The sequence below is a fragment of the Maribellus sediminis genome (assembly GCF_011799805.1).
Lineage (GTDB): Bacteria > Bacteroidota > Bacteroidia > Bacteroidales > Prolixibacteraceae > Draconibacterium > Draconibacterium sediminis_A.
Genome location: NZ_WXUB01000005.1, coordinates 196,090 through 212,787 on the forward strand (window position 1 = coordinate 196,090; position 16,698 = coordinate 212,787).

The 16,698-nt window shown below is 42.5% G+C and carries 15 protein-coding genes; 11 read left to right on the forward strand and 4 right to left on the reverse strand.

What is annotated here, in order from left to right; translation table 11 throughout:
• Positions 1 to 38 precede the first annotated feature (38 nt).
• The gene (locus HFD85_RS18250) at positions 39 to 1,328 is read left to right on the forward strand and encodes a T9SS type B sorting domain-containing protein (RefSeq protein ID WP_167613156.1); all 1,290 of its coding nucleotides are present in this window, start codon (positions 39 to 41) and stop codon (positions 1,326 to 1,328) included.
• Here the strand turns inward: HFD85_RS18250 and HFD85_RS18255 are convergent.
• On the reverse strand, positions 1,325 to 1,801 hold the full coding sequence (locus tag HFD85_RS18255) for an SRPBCC family protein (RefSeq protein ID WP_167613157.1): 477 nt from the start codon (positions 1,799 to 1,801) through the stop codon (positions 1,325 to 1,327). The two genes, HFD85_RS18250 and HFD85_RS18255, sit on opposite strands and share 4 nt — an antisense overlap.
• Positions 1,802 to 1,858: 57 nt before the next feature.
• On the reverse strand, positions 1,859 to 2,800 hold the full coding sequence (locus HFD85_RS18260) for a DUF7544 domain-containing protein (RefSeq protein ID WP_167613159.1): 942 nt from the start codon (positions 2,798 to 2,800) through the stop codon (positions 1,859 to 1,861).
• Between the two features lie 184 nt (positions 2,801 to 2,984).
• On the opposite strand from HFD85_RS18260, the gene HFD85_RS18265 reads away from it, so the two are divergent.
• Positions 2,985 to 3,578, forward strand: a complete 594-nt coding sequence (locus tag HFD85_RS18265; protein WP_167613161.1) for a hypothetical protein — start codon at positions 2,985 to 2,987, stop codon at positions 3,576 to 3,578.
• A gap of 1 nt (position 3,579) precedes the next feature.
• On the opposite strand, the gene HFD85_RS18270 is transcribed toward HFD85_RS18265, so the two are convergent.
• A complete protein-coding gene (locus HFD85_RS18270) occupies positions 3,580 to 4,089 on the reverse strand; it encodes a hypothetical protein (RefSeq protein WP_167613163.1) in 510 nt (169 codons plus the stop codon).
• A 249-nt stretch (positions 4,090 to 4,338) separates the two neighbouring features.
• Positions 4,339 to 6,495 (reverse strand): elongation factor G, encoded by a 2,157-nt coding sequence (locus tag HFD85_RS18275; RefSeq protein ID WP_167613165.1) that lies wholly within the window; start codon positions 6,493 to 6,495, stop codon positions 4,339 to 4,341.
• Between the two features lie 598 nt (positions 6,496 to 7,093).
• On the opposite strand from HFD85_RS18275, the gene HFD85_RS18280 reads away from it, so the two are divergent.
• From HFD85_RS18280 to HFD85_RS18320, 9 genes are all read left to right on the forward strand, one after another.
• Positions 7,094 to 7,348, forward strand: a complete 255-nt coding sequence (locus tag HFD85_RS18280) for a DUF2061 domain-containing protein (RefSeq protein WP_167613167.1) — start codon at positions 7,094 to 7,096, stop codon at positions 7,346 to 7,348.
• Positions 7,349 to 7,354: 6 nt separating this feature from the next.
• Positions 7,355 to 7,801: a precorrin-2 dehydrogenase/sirohydrochlorin ferrochelatase family protein gene (locus HFD85_RS18285; protein ID WP_167613169.1), complete on the forward strand. Its 447-nt coding sequence runs from the start codon at positions 7,355 to 7,357 to the stop codon at positions 7,799 to 7,801.
• 9 nt (positions 7,802 to 7,810) lie between these two features.
• A complete protein-coding gene (locus tag HFD85_RS18290; protein WP_167613172.1) occupies positions 7,811 to 9,631 on the forward strand; it encodes an assimilatory sulfite reductase (NADPH) flavoprotein subunit in 1,821 nt (606 codons plus the stop codon).
• A gap of 123 nt (positions 9,632 to 9,754) precedes the next feature.
• A complete protein-coding gene (locus HFD85_RS18295; RefSeq protein WP_167613174.1) occupies positions 9,755 to 11,455 on the forward strand; it encodes an NADPH-dependent assimilatory sulfite reductase hemoprotein subunit in 1,701 nt (566 codons plus the stop codon).
• A 94-nt stretch (positions 11,456 to 11,549) separates the two neighbouring features.
• Positions 11,550 to 12,389: an NAD(P)-binding domain-containing protein gene (locus HFD85_RS18300; protein WP_167613176.1), complete on the forward strand. Its 840-nt coding sequence runs from the start codon at positions 11,550 to 11,552 to the stop codon at positions 12,387 to 12,389.
• The gene (cobA, locus tag HFD85_RS18305; RefSeq protein ID WP_167613178.1) at positions 12,371 to 13,111 is read left to right on the forward strand and encodes a uroporphyrinogen-III C-methyltransferase; all 741 of its coding nucleotides are present in this window, start codon (positions 12,371 to 12,373) and stop codon (positions 13,109 to 13,111) included. Before HFD85_RS18300 ends, cobA begins: the two co-directional genes overlap by 19 nt.
• Before the next feature lie 120 nt (positions 13,112 to 13,231).
• On the forward strand, positions 13,232 to 13,525 hold the full coding sequence (locus HFD85_RS18310) for a hypothetical protein (RefSeq protein ID WP_167613180.1): 294 nt from the start codon (positions 13,232 to 13,234) through the stop codon (positions 13,523 to 13,525).
• A 313-nt stretch (positions 13,526 to 13,838) separates the two neighbouring features.
• On the forward strand, positions 13,839 to 14,288 hold the full coding sequence (locus HFD85_RS18315; protein ID WP_167613182.1) for a hypothetical protein: 450 nt from the start codon (positions 13,839 to 13,841) through the stop codon (positions 14,286 to 14,288).
• A gap of 201 nt (positions 14,289 to 14,489) precedes the next feature.
• Positions 14,490 to 16,679, forward strand: a complete 2,190-nt coding sequence (locus tag HFD85_RS18320) for a peptidase domain-containing ABC transporter (protein WP_167613184.1) — start codon at positions 14,490 to 14,492, stop codon at positions 16,677 to 16,679.
• Positions 16,680 to 16,698 lie beyond the last annotated feature (19 nt).

The following is a 16,698-nucleotide window of genomic DNA, read 5'->3' on the forward strand; positions in this document are numbered from 1 at the left end:
ATTTATACGTTAATATTGTAGCTTAAAGAACGATGTTTATGAAGCGAAGTCTTTATTTGTTAGTATTCCTGTTTTTATTTTCTACGGTAACTTTTGCCCAGATCACTGCCCCTGATGCCGTTGGCAGCGATGTAACACAATATCCTGTTTTCCCGGAAACGGACAATATTTTTGTGTTTTGTAATGGTGATTCGTTGAGTGCAACAGGGAGTTTAACGGTTACAAGCACCTTGTCGGGAACCAAGACCTATTTGTGGGAAAAGTACAACGAGCAAAGCGGAGACTTCGAATTTTATTCACAGGAAAGCAGTGAAGTTAGTTCGTCGCAGATCAGTGATTTGACTGATGGTTGCTATCGTGCTACAGTAAGTTTGGGTGCTACTACCGACGTTTACCGGGCCTGGGTTTTTAATAACTGGATGAGTGCTGAAGCTTCAATTTCGGATTCCGATTGTGAATCGTTCAAATTGAATGGAAGTTATACCTCTGCAACCTTTATTTATTACGATCTGAGCAATAATTCAGCCATTGATCTCCCAAAGGAAATTAATGTTGAATGGATGGAAGGATCGGCTAAGCTGACCACTTTAATCAGTTTTGAAATATATAGCCCACCAACGGAGAATACTGATTACACCTTGCGTGTATTTGATAAATACGGTTGCGAGGGAACGTCGGAAATAACCTATGAATCGATTGTGACCAAGGCAAGTTTTACTGCCAGCCCGATGAGTGGAGAGGCACCACTGACGGTTACCTTTTCAAACAATTCGGAAAACGGAACACCGGGATATTACGAATGGCATTTCTACCGTGACATCAATGAAATAAAGAAGGAATTTGAGGAAACCGGTGGCCCGGTTGACAGTGTTTATTTGGTTGCCTACGACGATGCACCGGTTTATACTTACGAAAACTCGGGCAGTTACCTCGTTAAGCTGATAGCGAAACACATTAGTGAAGAATATACCTGTGTTGATACTTTTTTGCTTGATGAGTTTATCGTTGCTGATACTTCGTTTGTACTTGCGCCGAATGTATTTACTCCGAATGGTGACGGTGTAAACGATGAATTCATCATTAAGTTCTGGTCGATGAAAAGCATCGAGATAAACATCTATAACCGTTGGGGAAAACGCGTTCATCACTGGCAGAGCGGCGATGTGCAGGGCTTTGAAGAATCGCGCTCGGAAAGTGTTTGGGATGGCCGAATCGGTGGCAGGATGGCTAGTCCGGGTGTTTATTACTGGGATGTTGTTGGCCGTGGCCGCGATGATCGGAAGCGTACTGAACACGGATTCCTACATCTGTTTCGGGAAAAAGATTAATCGGATTTTTCCCATTTTCCAAAAATTTCTTCTAGCGCTAAGGTTCGATAATCAAAAATTGCTTGCAGTTTCTTGCGAATAATAAGTGTGTTGGCAAGATTTCCAATCCACCCAAAAGGTGGCTGATAAGAAACAATATCAGTCATTAATACACCTCCTTCAATTTTTTCGAGCTGGTGTTCGTGGTGCCACATTTTATATGGTCCAACTCGTTGTTCATCAATAAAATAAGTCTGAGGTTTAATGTGGGTAATCTCCGTAACCCAGGTAGTGTTAATGTTCAGTATCGGTCGCACACGGTAGCTGATGATCATTCCTTCGTACATCTCTTGATTATTTCCGCCTGATGTAATTTCAAACCCCATACTCGCCGGGGTGATCTTTTTCAGGTTCTCAGGTGCTGAAATAAAATCCCAAACCATATCCAGGTCTGCCGGTATTTTTTGTGTTCGAATGACTTGATAAAATCCCATTTGTTTATTGTTTATTTGTAAATGGTAAACAAAAAGAATGAAATTTGGTTCTGAAAGTTATTCCTCGGGTGAATCAACAAGCAGTCCTAATTCGTCTTTCGGAAATACATTGTATTTATCTCCAAACTGAGCCAGAAATTCAATGCTAAATGCCCTGAAAGTATAGCTAATGGGTAAAAGTACAACTGCTCCGATATAGGGAATGGCTATCAGAAGCAATCCAATGCAGCAGGTGATCAACGCAAAAAATATGACGCCAATGACAACTGCAATCCCAAGTACAAAAATGAAAAGCCCGTAAATCAGGAAGGTAAACAGTTTTTTACTTAACAAAGCAAGAAATTTTCCCCAGGCCTTCAATACTCCGATTCTGTATTTGTACATCAGTGGGACGACAAAATCTTTTTCGAAAAGACCGATATAGCCAAAAATGATCATGTAGCCGATAAAAAGCAAAACCATTTGAAGAATGGCCAGAAATATTGCCGGTTTTGTAAAATCGCCATAGTACAGTTCTTTGGCACTTACAAAAAAATAGGCAGCCAGCAGCACAAAAACAGCAAAAGCAAACCAGCCAAAAACGAAATCGAACCAAAACAGCGAATTACCTTCTTTGCGGTATTCGTGCCAGGGCTCACTGATTTCGGAGTTGTCGTGAACAACATTATGCAAAAACATAAATTTTCCACGCGCGCTTACCCAAATAATAACAGATATCAGGATGATGAGAAAGACCAGGCCTACAAGAATAAGGTTGGCCCAAAGCGGATTGTCGGTTAACCAGTTCCAGGCTGTTTGTGGAAATGAAAAGAAATTGTCCCACTCATTGTAGTGGTTTCCGCTGTTATTTCCGCTTCCGTTGCCATGGCAATCGGTAAGTCCGGCAAGAAAAGCGGTAAAGCCAATTCTGAACCATTTTGAAATATCAAAGGGTTGAAAAAGGGCTTTTTTCATTCGCTGATAGCCCATGGAAAGCGGACGGCTGTAGCTGATACTCATTTTTGTAGTTGTTGGTTTTATGCAAGTTACTTTATTTGTGAAAGAATTTCAAGGAAAGTGCTCATTTCGATTTGCCAGCTTGGATTGGATGACTTAACTTGGTGTGCAGCTTAGCTTTTTAGCTTTATTTGCAATTTAAGCAACAAGATTTATTTTTGCCCGTTATATAAGCTATTTAAGACGCATGAAGAAAATATTGACATTAATCGTTGTTTTAACCTCCTTTAGTTTAGTATTATACGCCAAAAAGGATATTAATGCCTGGAAGAGCGAGCAGAAGTTGGAAACCCAGTATGAAGTATTTAAAGAAAATCTCAATTTTTGGAGTGGTAACTATTTCCTGAGTGGCAATCAGCTCGACGCTTTTTTTGGCGCTATGACCGATACGATAAGCGGACTGGAAAAGCAACTGGCTCAAAGTGAAAATAAAATAAATCAGCAAAAACAAGAGTTGACAGGCAAACAACAGCTTATTGATGAAACTCAGAGAAAGCTCGATGAAAGTATAAAGTTGCAGAATTCAATTACAGTTCTGGGAATGAACATTAATAAAAGCGTTTATTCCACTGTAATGTATTTGTTGATTCTGGGGGTGCTGGTAGTAGCTGGCTTTGTTTATCTGCTGTTTAAGAAAAGCCATAAAGTAACGCAGCAAACCAGGAAGGAATACGAGGAACTTAAAACGGAATACGAAGAGCATAAAAAAACTGCGCTCGACCGCTATACCAAAATCAATATGGAATTGCACAAAACCCGGCTTGAACTGCAGAAAAAGTAGCTTAGGGATTATGCAATACGTATCCCATTACTAATCCAAGATACAAAGAGTCTTTTTTGCCTTCGCCATACATGGCAAAGTCGAAACCGATTTTCGATCGCTTACCGAAGTAATAGTCGTATCTTAATTTTACAGGATTGAACCAGACTGTATTCTGGTCTCTCATATCGGCCAGTTCCCGGGAGTCGCCATTAAACTTGCCCACTGTAATTCCTGGCCCGAGCATAACGCGATGTCGTTCGCCATTAACTACTACGTAGGAGATGAACGAAGAAGCAGCCAAAATATAGGCCTGGTTAATGATGCTAACTCCGAACTGTGAATACCGTAAATTTACTGAAAGGTCAATTCGGGGATAAATAAATTCGTAGTCTATACCCACTTCTGCATTTACGCCAAATGTTGAACCATGACTAATGTATCCGGTTGATAGGCTCGTAGATGCTTTCACTTGAGAATAAAGGCATAGCGATTCCAATAGGAACAACAATCCCAGTAAGGTTTTTTTCATTGTGTTTATAAAATTGATTAAGCGTCAAAAAAATCAATAATATCTACTTAAGAGGGGTATAAAAATTATTGGGTTCCCTCTGTATTCAGGTTTTCCTGATTTTGTGTTTTAGTGCCTTAAATGTAATAATAATTATGGTTCGAAATCTAGGTTTTGAAACTTCCGGTAAAATAAAAATCCCGATCTGTCCGTCGTGAGACGAACAAACCGGGAAATTTTAGTTTATAGTAAAATGGATTAGAAAATGGTCTATTCTTCCTCCTGCTCGGCTTCGTAAGCTTTCAGCAGTTCTTCCTGAACGTCGGACGGTACTTTTTCGTAACCATCGAACGCCATTGCAAAGACACCACGTCCACCGGTAATCGAACTCAATGAAGTAGTGTATTTGTTCATTTCCTTAAGCGGAACTTTGGCCGATATTTTTTCCAGGCCTTTTTCCGATCCCATCCCCATGATCATGGCACGACGACCCTGCAGGTCACTCATGGTATCACCCATACGATCTGATGGTACCCATACATCGAGGTTGTAGATTGGTTCCAGAATTTTCGGTCCGGCATTTTTAAAGGCCATGCTAAATGCATTACGTCCGGCAAGTTTAAACGAGATCTCGTTCGAGTCAACCGGGTGCATTTTACCATCGTAAACATACACGATAATATCGCGGGCATACGAACCTGTTAATGGGCCTTCATCCATCTTCTCCATAATTCCCTTAAGAATTGCGGGCAGGAAGCGTGCATCGATTGAACCTCCAACAATACAGTTGGCAAACACGAGCTTGCCACCCCAGGAAAGTTCGTGTTCTTCAACGGCACGAACCGAAAGTTTTTGCTCCTTATCGCCAAATTTGAACATCGATTTTGGAGAGGCTCCTTCTTCGTATGGTTCAATAATCAGGTGTACCTCACCAAATTGTCCGGCACCGCCCGATTGTTTTTTGTGTCGGTAATCGGCTTGTGCCGGCTTGGTTATGGTTTCGCGATATGGAATTTTTGGTGCCAGGAAATTCACTTCAATTTTGTGAATATGATCGAAATACCATTTCAATACATTCAGGTGATATTCTCCCTGACAATGCACCAGCAATTGTTTTAATTCTTTCGAGTACTCAACAATAAATGATGGGTCTTCGTATTTAATTTTACTTAGGATTTCACCTACTTTTTCGTCATCTGAATCGTTCTCAGCCTTCAGGGCTACAGTATGTCTTGACGAAGGGAACTTAATCGGGACAAATGTTGTTCCGGCCTCTTTAGTCGAAAGCGTTTGGTTGTACTTTGTTTCTTTCAGTTTTACGGTACAGCCCAGGTCACCGGCTTCGAGTTGGTCTACTTTTTCGCGGTTTTTGCCGGCCGATACAAATACCTGCGACAAACGTTCTTTGTTGCCTGATTTTGAGTTGATCAGGTCCATGCCTTCTTTTACAACCCCTGACATTACTTTGAAGAAAGTAATCTCGCCCACATGCGATTCAACTGACGTTTTAAACACAAAAATGCTTGGTGGTTCCGATGGACTCATTTGCACATCTTTTCCTTTTATAACTTCGCGGTGTTTCTTTTCAACCGGTGCAGGAGCAATATTTGTTATAAATTCGAGTAAGCGGCCAACGCCTATATTTTTTCTTGCGCAGGTACAGAAAACCGGATACAAGCTGCGTTCGAGCATTCCCAGTTTTATTCCTTTACGCATTTCGTCTTCCGACAATGTCCCTTTGTCGAAGTACAATTCCATTAATGCTTCTTCGTTTTCTGCTGCTTTTTCAACCAGTTCGTTGTGCAGTTCATCGGCGCGTTCTTTTTCCGAATCAGGAATATCCAGGATTTCAACTTTACCGTCTTCGCCTGAGTATTTATACATTTTCATTTTCAGCACGTCGATAATGGCTGAAAAATTTGTGCCGGCATCAACCGGGTATTGAACGATCGTGGTTTTTCCGCCAAAGCTTGTTTTACACTGTTCAAGCGTTGAGTCGAAATTTGAGTTATCGTGATCGAGTTGGTTAAAAACAAGGATAAGTGGAGTTTCCGCACTATCGGCGTGTCGAAGAGCGGCTTCGGTACCGGCTTCAATTCCGCTGGTAGCATTAATGGTAACCAGCCCAAGTGCTGTAACACTTAACGACGAAACAACGCTACCGCAAAGTTCATCCATCCCCGGAGTATCCAGAATGTTCACTTTTTTACCGTTGTATTCGGTGTACATTAAAGTAGAAAAAACAGAATTGCCATAATCCTGTTCTATCTGGTTGTAGTCTGATACTGTATTTTTTGAGGTTACATCACCTCTACGTTTTATAACTCCACCCTCGAAAAGCATAGCTTCCGCAAGGGTGGTTTTCCCACTGCCGGCATTACCAATTAAAGCAATGTTCCGGATCTCATCCGTTTTGTAGACCTTCATATAATTTGAGTTTTATTGATTTGTTTTTTCCCTTAGAACTTAGTCGTAAAGTAGAAAGGAAACCAAAAATAATAATAATTTATTAACAATCAAGTAGCATTGGTCAGCTGGAAGTTGAACGGCATTTTCAGGTGTTTTTTTCGTATGCTTAACGCAGCGTATTACAGTATTTTATGAGGCATATGTTAATAAATGTTATAGTGTAAACCCGCTCGAAATGAACTCAGTACATCTGTCGGGTTGAAGACATAAAAATGAAGGAAAAACATGTTGCGAAACAGGCAGCCTTGTGGGGACCCTCGTGTTAATTTTTATTTAGCCCAAATAAAAAAAGTAAATAAAAGTCTTTTTAGTCTGAATAATTCGTTTACATTTGCGCTATGTGACAAAAGTCACGAATTAGAAACGAAAAACAATATGAAGAAATATACTTCTGCAATAGGAATGACAATGATGCATATGATGTGTATGTGTTGTGCATTGTATATCAGGCAGAAGAATTAAACAGCAAGTGTAGGTAACTATCACCTTATTTATGGCTCTTCTGCAAATGCGGAAGAGCTTTTTTTATGGTTGAATATTCTCGAAAATAATAAGAATGGCAAGCAACGGAACAGGAAGAACAATAGAACGGAAAAGACGGAGTATCGTGAAAACGATTTCGTGGCGGGCGGTTGGTACGATCGATACCATTCTTATTTCGTGGCTGGTAGTGGGAAATTTCAATTTTGCGGTAACCATTGGCGGTGTTGAATTGTTTACAAAAATGACACTCTATTTTTTACACGAGCGAGCCTGGAACCGTTGCAATTACGGGCGCGAGAAAGAGGTCCCGATTGAATACGAAATATAGAATACGATGAATAAAAACTTTTTACCCATATCGATAGATATCGCCAACGAGAAAATACTCATCATCGGTGGCGGGCTGGATGCACTAAAAAAAATTCGCATTCTGCAACGTTTCGATGCACATGTTGAAGTACTGGCAAAGGATGTCTGTGACGAGATAAAAAACAGCGGGGTGAATTACATTGAAGCTGAGTATGATAAGCAATTTCTGAGAGACTACCTGATGGTGTATTCCTGTGCGAACAACGACGTGCTCGACCGGCAAATTGTTAAAGATGCAAAGGAAGCAGGTGTTCTTGTGAACATCCACGATAAACCTGCGTTGTGTCAGTTTGTATCGCCCGCAATTTATCGTCACGGAAAAATAACGGTGGCGGTTGGTTCGAATGGTGAAGATGTATATGAGTCAATTAGAATCAGAAATCTGATAAAAGAAAAAATAAATTTTAACTGATAATAGAAAATGAGTTTAAAGTTAAATCCGTTGAATGATCAACAGTTAGCAGCGTTGGATCAACTTACGCAAGGATTAACAAAAGAGCAAACCCTTTGGCTAAGTGGTTTTTTTGAAGGAAGGCTTTCTGCACTGGGCAGCAGCTTTGAGGGAGGATCATCACTTCCTGCGGCTGCACCAATTGCAAAGCCTGAAAGTATGATCAATCTGACCATTTTATATGGTACAGAAACCGGACATTCGCAGGGACTAGCCGAAAAACTTGGTGAAAAGGCTGCTTTCAAAAACATCAATGCAAAGGTGTTGAGCCTGTACGATTTTAATTATAAAAAGCTCCACGAAGAAGAAAACGTGGTAGTGGTTGTAAGCACGCACGGAGAAGGCGACCCGCCGGATATGGCCGAGGATTTCCATAAATATGTTACCGGCAACAGGGCGCCCGATTTAAAAGGCGTCAATTATTCGGTACTTGCCATGGGCGATAAAACCTACCGCAACTTTTGTAAAACCGGAGAGGATATTGATGAGGCGATGAAAGATTGCGGCGCCTACCGGATAACTCCGATGGTAAAATGCGATGTGGACTACGAGCAGAATGCCGAAATGTGGATGAACAACGTTTTGCTGAATCTTCAGCCCACAGAATCAGGTGCTGTAAATGCAACATCAAATTCTGCAGCTCCGGCCACCGGGGTAAACGGATCGGCATCGATGGGGAAAGCTTTCACAAAAACAAATCCATACATGGCTACGGTGATTGATAAAGTAAAAATTACCGGCCGCGATTCCGACAAGGAAGTGTATCACATTGAATTGTCGCTCGATGGTTCGGGAATTGAATACGAACCCGGCGACGCTGTTGGCATTTTTGCCCGCAACCCGGAAGACCTGGTCGAGAAGATTCTGGAAAATACAGGTTTCGAGCTGGATCAGCAGGTTGATTTCGAAGAAGAAAAGATCAGCATAAAAGATGCCTTGACCCATCATCTTGAAATAACAGTGATAACCTACGATCTGCTTGAGAAATACTACGAAGTAACAAAAGACGAGAAGCTGAACGATATTCTGGACGATGAGGACAAGTTGAGCGATTATTTATACGGTCACGATGTGCTCGACCTGCTGGAAGATTTCCCGTTTAAGTGGAATGCCAATAAACTGGTGAGTATTCTTCGTGCTATTCCACCGCGTTTGTATTCCATTTCATCGAGTATGGAATATGTTGGAGAGGAAGTTCACGCAACCGTATCGCTGGTGAGTTACGAACGCAAAAACCGTTTGCGCAAAGGCGCTTGTTCCAATTTCCTGAGCGACAGTGTGCAGGTGGACGATCAGCTGCCAATATTCATCGAGAAGAATCCGGCGTTTAAATTACCGCCAAACGGATCGAAAATTATAATGGTGGGAGCGGGAACAGGTGTTGCTCCATACCGCGCATTTATGCAGCAACGCGAAAGCCTCGATATGAAAGGCAACACCTGGCTGTTCTTTGGCGATCGTCGTTTTAAATCCGATTTCCTGTACCAGGCAGAATGGCAAAAGTTGCTCAAATCAGAGTATCTGGAACGAATGGATGTAGCTTTTTCGCGCGACCAGGAAGAAAAAGTTTATGTTCAGCATAAATTACTGGAGAACCAAAAAGAGGTGTTCGAATGGCTTGAGAACGGAGCACATTTCTACCTCTGTGGCGATATGAAACACATGGCAAAAGACGTGAATAAAGCCTTGCTCGAAATCATCAAAACCCAGGGTGGAATCAGTGTTGAAGAGGCCGAAAAATACGTCAAAAACCTGAAGCGTGAAAAACGTTTTCAGACCGATGTGTACTAACGATTTTTAAGAACAACTACTCAACGAAATAACCGATTTTATAACCTGAAATGAAACAATTCCCGATACTTCAACCGACCGGGGGATGTGTTTCATAATCTCGTTGAGCATAATATTAATGAGATGAAAGAAACAATTGACTGGAAAGAACTTTCGGAGGTAGAAAAGTTGAAATACGAGAGTAATTTCCTGCGTGGCACACTTGTCGAAAGTCTGGCCGACCCGATAACCGGGGCTATTTCTGATGGCGACACGCAGATCTCGAAATTTCATGGGATCTACCAGCAAACCGATCGCGATCTCGATAAGGAGCGAAAGCACCAAAAGCTGGAACCTGCTTATTCATTTTTAATTCGCCTGCGCATGCCCGGCGGAAAATTTACACCTGCACAGTGGCTTAAAATGGATGCTCTTTCGGATAAGTACGCCAACGGAACGCTGAAACTTACCACGCGGCAAACCTTTCAGTTGCATGGTGTGCTGAAAAAGGATCTGAAAAATACGATCAGCGAAATGAACGAAGAGCTGCTCGACACCATTGCAGCTTGTGGTGATGTGAACCGAAACGTGATGAGTCATGCCAACCCGGCGGAGTCGCCGTTTCATGCCGAGGTGATCCACCTGGCAACACAAATCAGTGAACACCTGATGCCAAGAACAACAGCGTATCACGAAATCTGGCTCGATAAAAAACTGGTGGCCAACAGTAAACAGGATGAGGAGCCGCTGTACGGCGTTCGTTACCTGCCGCGTAAATTCAAAATTGCCGTAATTATTCCGCCCAACAACGATTGCGATGTGTTTTCGCAGGATCTTGGTTTTATAGCCATTGTTGAAAAGGACAGGATTATTGGCTACAACGTTGTTGTTGGCGGCGGTTTGGGTTCAACGTTTGGCATGCCCGAAACCTACCCGCGAACAGGAACCGTAATCGGTTATTGCGAGGCTGAACAGGTGATTGAAGTGGCCGAAAAAGTGCTGCTGGTGCAACGCGATAACGGCGACCGTAAAAACCGAAAACAGGCGCGCTTAAAATATACCATCGACCGGATGGGGGTTAATGAATTCAAAACTGAAGTGGAAAAGCTGCTGGGCTACGAACTTCAAAAAGAAAAGCCTTATAAGCTTGAAAAGAACGGCGACGATTATGGCTGGAAGAAAGGAACCGACAACAAATGGCACCTTACCTATTTTGTTGAAGGTGGCCGCGTGCGCGATGCCGGCAAGCAACAACTAAAAACTGCTTTACGCGAGATCGCTCAAACGATTAAAGGTGATTTCATTCTTACCGGAAATCAGAACCTGATAATTGCCGGCGTGAATGCTGCCGAAAAGAAACAGGTGGATGGTATTTTCAAAAAGTATGGTGTTGCACCTGAGAAAATTTCAGGGCTTCGTAAGAATTCGATTGCCTGTGTGGCGCTGCCAACCTGCCCGCTGGCATTTGCCGAGGCCGAACGTTACCTTCCCGATCTGATCACCAAAATTGAAGGGATCCTGAATGAATTCGGTTTATTGAAAGAAGAAATCGTTATTCGAATGACCGGTTGTCCGAACGGTTGCGGCCGCCCTTACCTGGCAGAAATCGGGCTGATCGGGAAGTCGCCGGGTTATTACAACCTTTATTTGGGGGGTAACTTTAACGGTACCCGACTCAACAGCCTCTACAAAGCAACCATTTCAGAAGAAGAAATTCTGAGCGAACTGCGCACAATAATTGCCGATTTTGCCAAAAACAGAAATGCAAAGGAGCATTTTGGCGATTTTGTTATCCGAAAGGAATACGTCGAAGAGATCAGGGAAGGCAAAGAATTTAAACACTAGCCAAACCACTCTCAAAAGAAAATTGGAGGAAGCTCATGCTGCAAAAGTTTGGGCCGAAGAACGATCAACTTTACAAATCGAAAAACTGGAAGTTATGAGTAATACAATTTCAATACTTGGATGTGGATGGCTGGGAACGGCGCTCGGAAAATCGATGATCAGAAAAGGGTGGAAAGTAAAAGGTTCGAGCAGCTCGAATACCACCTACAACGAGCTGGAAAAGACAGGAATAAGTACGTTTTACATAAAAGTGAAGCCACGGTCGATCTCGATGGATTACAGCAGCTTTTTTAATACCGATGTTTTGGTGCTGAGTATTCCCCCAACCCGAACCGACTGTGTTGAAGAGTCTTATCCACAAAAAATTGAGCAGGTCATTAAAAAGATTGTGGAGATTGGCATTAAAAAAGTTTTGTTTATTTCATCAACTTCGGTTTACGAGGAGCAAAACCGCGAAGTACGGGAAGGAGACGAAGGAGCGCCCGGGAAAGCAGCCGGTAGGGCTTTGCTGGCTGCAGAAAAGTTGTTAACGGAAAATCCGGCTTTTCAAACTACGGTGCTTCGCTTTGGAGGACTGATCGGTTACGACCGGAATCCTGCACGGTTTGTTCAGCATCGAAATGCGGTAAACGGAAAAATTCCTGTCAACCTGATTCACCGCGACGATTGCGTCAATATTATTACTCAAATTGTAGAACAGGATATTTGGGGCGAAATTTTTAATGCCGTTTCACCTGAGCATCCGCTGAAGGAAGAGTTTTATACCAAGGCTGCAAAAATTAGCGAATTGCCGGTTCCCGTATTTACCGATGAACCTGCGGATTTCAAAATCGTGAACAGCGACAAACTGATTCAGGCACTCGACTATCGTTTTGCCTACAACAGTCCGATGGATTATTTGAAAGAAGTTGAGGAATGGACGTATCGCATCTGATATCGATTGTTGGTGGAGGGCCCGGAGATCCCGAGCTTTTAACGGTGAAGGCAATGAAGCGTTTGCAACAGGCCGATGTAGTGCTTTACGATGGTTTGCTGCGCGAAGAAGTGCTTGATTTGACCACTCCCGAATGTGAAAAAATATTTGTTGGGAAGTACCACAGCGACGGTCAAAACCAGGAGAAACGGCAGGAGGACATTCACCGTTGGTTTAAGTTTTATGCGGAACAAGGTAAAAAAGTGGTGCGCCTGAAAACCGGCGATCCCATGATTTTTGGCCGGGGACCCGAGGAGATCCGCTTTTGTGTGGAGCACCAATTGAACTACGAAGTCATTCCGGGAGTTACTGCTGCTCTTGCGGGTTCAGCGCAGTTTAACGTGCCACTGACCGAGCGGCATAAAGCCTGTATGGCACTGTTTTATACCGGTCACCGCACCAACGGTACTTTTTCTGATTTGGAAGCTTTGACAGCGGTTTTGAGTACCGGTTCTCCTGTGATGATTTATATGGGATTAAACAAGCTTGCAGAATTATCAAAAGCATTGCTCGAACGCGGAGTTGAAGCTTCAACAACAGTTCAGATCCTGAGTAAAATATCGCAACCGGAAGAGCAGCATTACGAAACCTCATTAGAAGACGTTGATAATTTTCTGGCTGAAAACAATCCACAAGCACCTACCGTGATTATTATTGGTGAACATGCTTTAAGTATTCAGTAATGTTTTTTACGAACGATTTTCAGTGAATCCCGGAAGTCATAAAGTACTGAGCTATTTTTATTGTGTTTTGTTATCTTGTGTGTATTCTGTTACTTTTATAACACAATAATTTTTGCTGCTATGGAACGTAATAAATGGTGTTGTCGAATATTTCCCGTTGTTTTAATTGCAATTTCTGCAGTTTTGGCCGCTGCAATCTGGTATTTCGATGAAGGTGCGCACAGCTTTAGTTTTCTCAAACAAAAGGATGAACTATTTAATTACCTGGGAACCGTGTTGTTTGTGGCAATCTTGCCGATTGGCCTGTTTTACTGGCTGAACGATAAAGAAAAGTACCTTGATAAAGCCCGGTCGCTGGCTTTGTTGGGTTTTATACCGGCTCTCTTGTTCCTTCTTTTAATTTGCTTTTTTTGAAAAGCATTCCAATCTCGTTTACATATATCTATATATTGTTGTCTGTTGAAAAATGAGTCCAGACCAGCCCTTCTTGTGCAAAAAACCTTGAATTGTAAGTGATTTCGATCCGTTTACTGACGGAGAAGCAATTGTGGAAATTAAACGGATACTACTGGCACTCAATAAGCGGCTGCTATTAAACATATTGATGCAATTTGTTTTTGTCTATTTTTAGGGAGCAGCTGTAGTTGATTCTAATGATTGATTGCCAAACAATTCAGCTTCCTTTTATTAATTCAGCTAACACGAAATCATTATTAAACCATAAATTATGAAAAACCAAAAAATCACATCAGCTATCATTATTTTAATGTCTGTAATTCTGCTCTCAGCCGGTGTTCCTGCAAAAAAACAAAAACTGCATGGAGTTTGGCGCATGGTTTCAGGAAAAACCAACGGAATTGAGAATCCTCCAATTAGTGTTGACCGTACCTGGGAATTTAAAGCCGACAATACTTTTGAAGGAAAAATATTTTTACCCGACGGAGTGAGAACCTATAATAAGGGAGTATTTATGCTCCCCGACGACACCACAATGGTTACCGTTCACAGCGATATATTATCGGGCAAGCTTTATCCGTTTTCATACAAATACAATTATCATATTAACAACGATACACTGCATTTTTACGGATTTTATCTATCCCAATCAAAAGATAATCCCCGCCTGCTTGCTCCTACATATTTAGATGAAATTTGGGTAAAAGTATTGCCCGAATAACACTATCAGGCCCGGGCATTAATTGAATTGTATACCAGTATAAACCAATATTTGGTATTTACATCAAACTGAACGGTTCATTCTGATTTAGCTTGTTAACAGGATAACCAAGGTTTTCCTCATTCAATAGTTTATAAGTCGGCTTTACAATGGTTCGGCTCTGAGCAATTTTTTTCTATCTTTCCGCAACAAAACTGAATTATGGCGAAGTTCCCGTTTTATCAACAGTTTGATGCGATGGATTGTGGCCCGTCGTGCCTGCGCATGGTGGCCAAATATTACGGGAAGCACTTCACAACCGAATCGCTCCGCGAAAAATCGTACATCACCCGCGAAGGAGTTTCTTTGCTCGGAATAAGCGATGCAGCCGAATATATCGGTATGCGCTCGATGGGGGTGAAAATCACTTTCGAACAGCTGAAGAAAGAAGCACCGCTGCCTTGTATCGTTCACTGGGGACAGGAGCATTTTGTGGTGGTTTTTAAAATTGCCAAAGGAAAAGTTCACGTGGCCGACCCGGCTTTCGGGCGACTGGAATATTCCGAGAAGGAATTTTGTGACAAGTGGTTGTCGACAGTCGATGGTGGCGAGGAAAAAGGCATTTGTTTGCTGCTTCAACCCACGCCCGATTTCTACAAAGAAAGCGACGAACGGGTTAGCCGCACCGGTTTCCGTTTTGTGCTGAATTACCTGAAGCCTTATCGAAAGCTGGTTATCCAGCTGCTGCTGGGATTCTTCCTCGGAAGTTTAATTCAGCTGGTGTTGCCATTCCTGACGCAAAGCGTGGTTGATATCGGTATCAATAACCAGGACATTGGTTTTATTTACCTCGTGTTGCTGGCACAATTGGTGTTGTTTATCAGCCGCATGTCGGTGGAGTTTATCCGTTCGTGGATCTTGCTGCACATCAGTACCCGGATCAATATTTCCATCATTTCCGATTTCCTCATCAAGCTGATGAAACTTCCGCTGGGATTCTTCGATTCAAAAATGATTGGCGATATCCTGCAGCGCATTGAGGACCACGACCGGATTGAGCGCTTTCTCACCTCACAATCCATCGGGGTATTGTTCTCGGTTTTTAGCCTGGTGGTTTTTGCTATTGTACTTGCCATTTACAGCATGAAGATCTTTTTCATTTTTATTGCTGGATCGGCCCTTTACTTTTTATGGATCTATGTTTTTATGAAGCGCCGGCGCGAGTTGGATTTCAAACGGTTTAAGAAACTCTCGGAAAACCAGAGTAAGCTGATTCAGATCATCAACGGCATGCAGGAAATAAAACTGAACAACTACGAAAAGCAAAAACGCTGGGAGTGGGAGCGTGTTCAGGCCGGGCTTTTCAAGGTAAGCGTAAAAAGTCTCACCCTGCAGCAATACCAGGACGCCGGTTCGGTGTTCATCAACGAAACCAAAAATATTCTGATCATAATTATAGCGGCAACCGCCGTTGTGAATGGCGAACTCACCCTCGGTATGATGCTGGCTATACAATATATAATAGGGCAATTGAATTCGCCGCTTCGCCAACTGATCGGTTTTATGCACAATGCACAGGATGCCAAGATCAGTCTGGAACGTCTGGCAGAAATTCACGATAAAAAGGATGAAAGCGATGACGCTGCCATTTACGTAAAAATGCTTCCCGAAAACAAAGGGGTAAGTATTTCGAACCTGGTGTTCCAGTACGAAGGCCCGCGTTCGCCAAAAGTATTGAATAATATCAACCTCGAAATTCCGGAGAAAAAAACAACTGCCATTGTAGGGACAAGTGGCAGTGGGAAAACAACGTTGATTAAACTGATGCTTGGATTTTATCCGCCAATTGCAGGCGATATAAAAATTGGAGGCACGCGCTTGGCAAACTTCTCGCCGCAAATGTGGCGCAACAACTGCGGCGTGGTAATGCAGGACGGATTTATTTTTTCCGACAGCATTGCAAAAAACATTGTGGTGAACGATGAAATAATCGACCGGGAACGACTAATAAATGCGGTGAAGCTGGCAAATATTCAGGATTATATTGAATCCTTACCGCTGAGCTACAATACAAAAATAGGGCAGGAAGGCGTTGGTTTGAGCCAGGGGCAAAAACAACGAATTCTGATTGCGCGTGCCATTTATAAATCGCCCGAGTACCTGTTCTTTGATGAGGCAACCAACGCCCTCGACGCCAACAACGAAAAGCTGATCATGGAAAACATGGAAAAAGTATCAGCCGGAAAAACTGTTGTTGTGGTAGCGCACAGACTTAGCACAGTTAAAAATGCCGACCAGATTGTGGTACTCGAAGCCGGTGAAATTGTAGAGCGCGGAACTCATGACGAGCTGATCAGCAAAAAAGGGAAATATTTTGAATTGGTAAGAAACCAGCTTGAATTAGGGAACTAATGACAAATGACCAGTGACC

Coding starts and splice junctions, on each gene's coding strand:
- HFD85_RS18290 (WP_167613172.1), top strand. CDS start 7,811: ATGAGTTTAAAGTTAAATCCGTTGAATGATCAACAGTTAGCAGCGTTG.
- cobA (WP_167613178.1), top strand. CDS start 12,371: ATGGACGTATCGCATCTGATATCGATTGTTGGTGGAGGGCCCGGAGAT.
- HFD85_RS18250 (WP_167613156.1), top strand. CDS start 39: ATGAAGCGAAGTCTTTATTTGTTAGTATTCCTGTTTTTATTTTCTACG.
- HFD85_RS18315 (WP_167613182.1), top strand. CDS start 13,839: ATGAAAAACCAAAAAATCACATCAGCTATCATTATTTTAATGTCTGTA.
- HFD85_RS18275 (WP_167613165.1), bottom strand. CDS start 6,495: ATGAAGGTCTACAAAACGGATGAGATCCGGAACATTGCTTTAATTGGT.
- HFD85_RS18295 (WP_167613174.1), top strand. CDS start 9,755: ATGAAAGAAACAATTGACTGGAAAGAACTTTCGGAGGTAGAAAAGTTG.
- HFD85_RS18320 (WP_167613184.1), top strand. CDS start 14,490: ATGGCGAAGTTCCCGTTTTATCAACAGTTTGATGCGATGGATTGTGGC.
- HFD85_RS18310 (WP_167613180.1), top strand. CDS start 13,232: ATGGAACGTAATAAATGGTGTTGTCGAATATTTCCCGTTGTTTTAATT.
- HFD85_RS18260 (WP_167613159.1), bottom strand. CDS start 2,800: ATGAGTATCAGCTACAGCCGTCCGCTTTCCATGGGCTATCAGCGAATG.
- HFD85_RS18300 (WP_167613176.1), top strand. CDS start 11,550: ATGAGTAATACAATTTCAATACTTGGATGTGGATGGCTGGGAACGGCG.
- HFD85_RS18255 (WP_167613157.1), bottom strand. CDS start 1,801: ATGGGATTTTATCAAGTCATTCGAACACAAAAAATACCGGCAGACCTG.
- HFD85_RS18280 (WP_167613167.1), top strand. CDS start 7,094: ATGGCAAGCAACGGAACAGGAAGAACAATAGAACGGAAAAGACGGAGT.
- HFD85_RS18265 (WP_167613161.1), top strand. CDS start 2,985: ATGAAGAAAATATTGACATTAATCGTTGTTTTAACCTCCTTTAGTTTA.
- HFD85_RS18285 (WP_167613169.1), top strand. CDS start 7,355: ATGAATAAAAACTTTTTACCCATATCGATAGATATCGCCAACGAGAAA.
- HFD85_RS18270 (WP_167613163.1), bottom strand. CDS start 4,089: ATGAAAAAAACCTTACTGGGATTGTTGTTCCTATTGGAATCGCTATGC.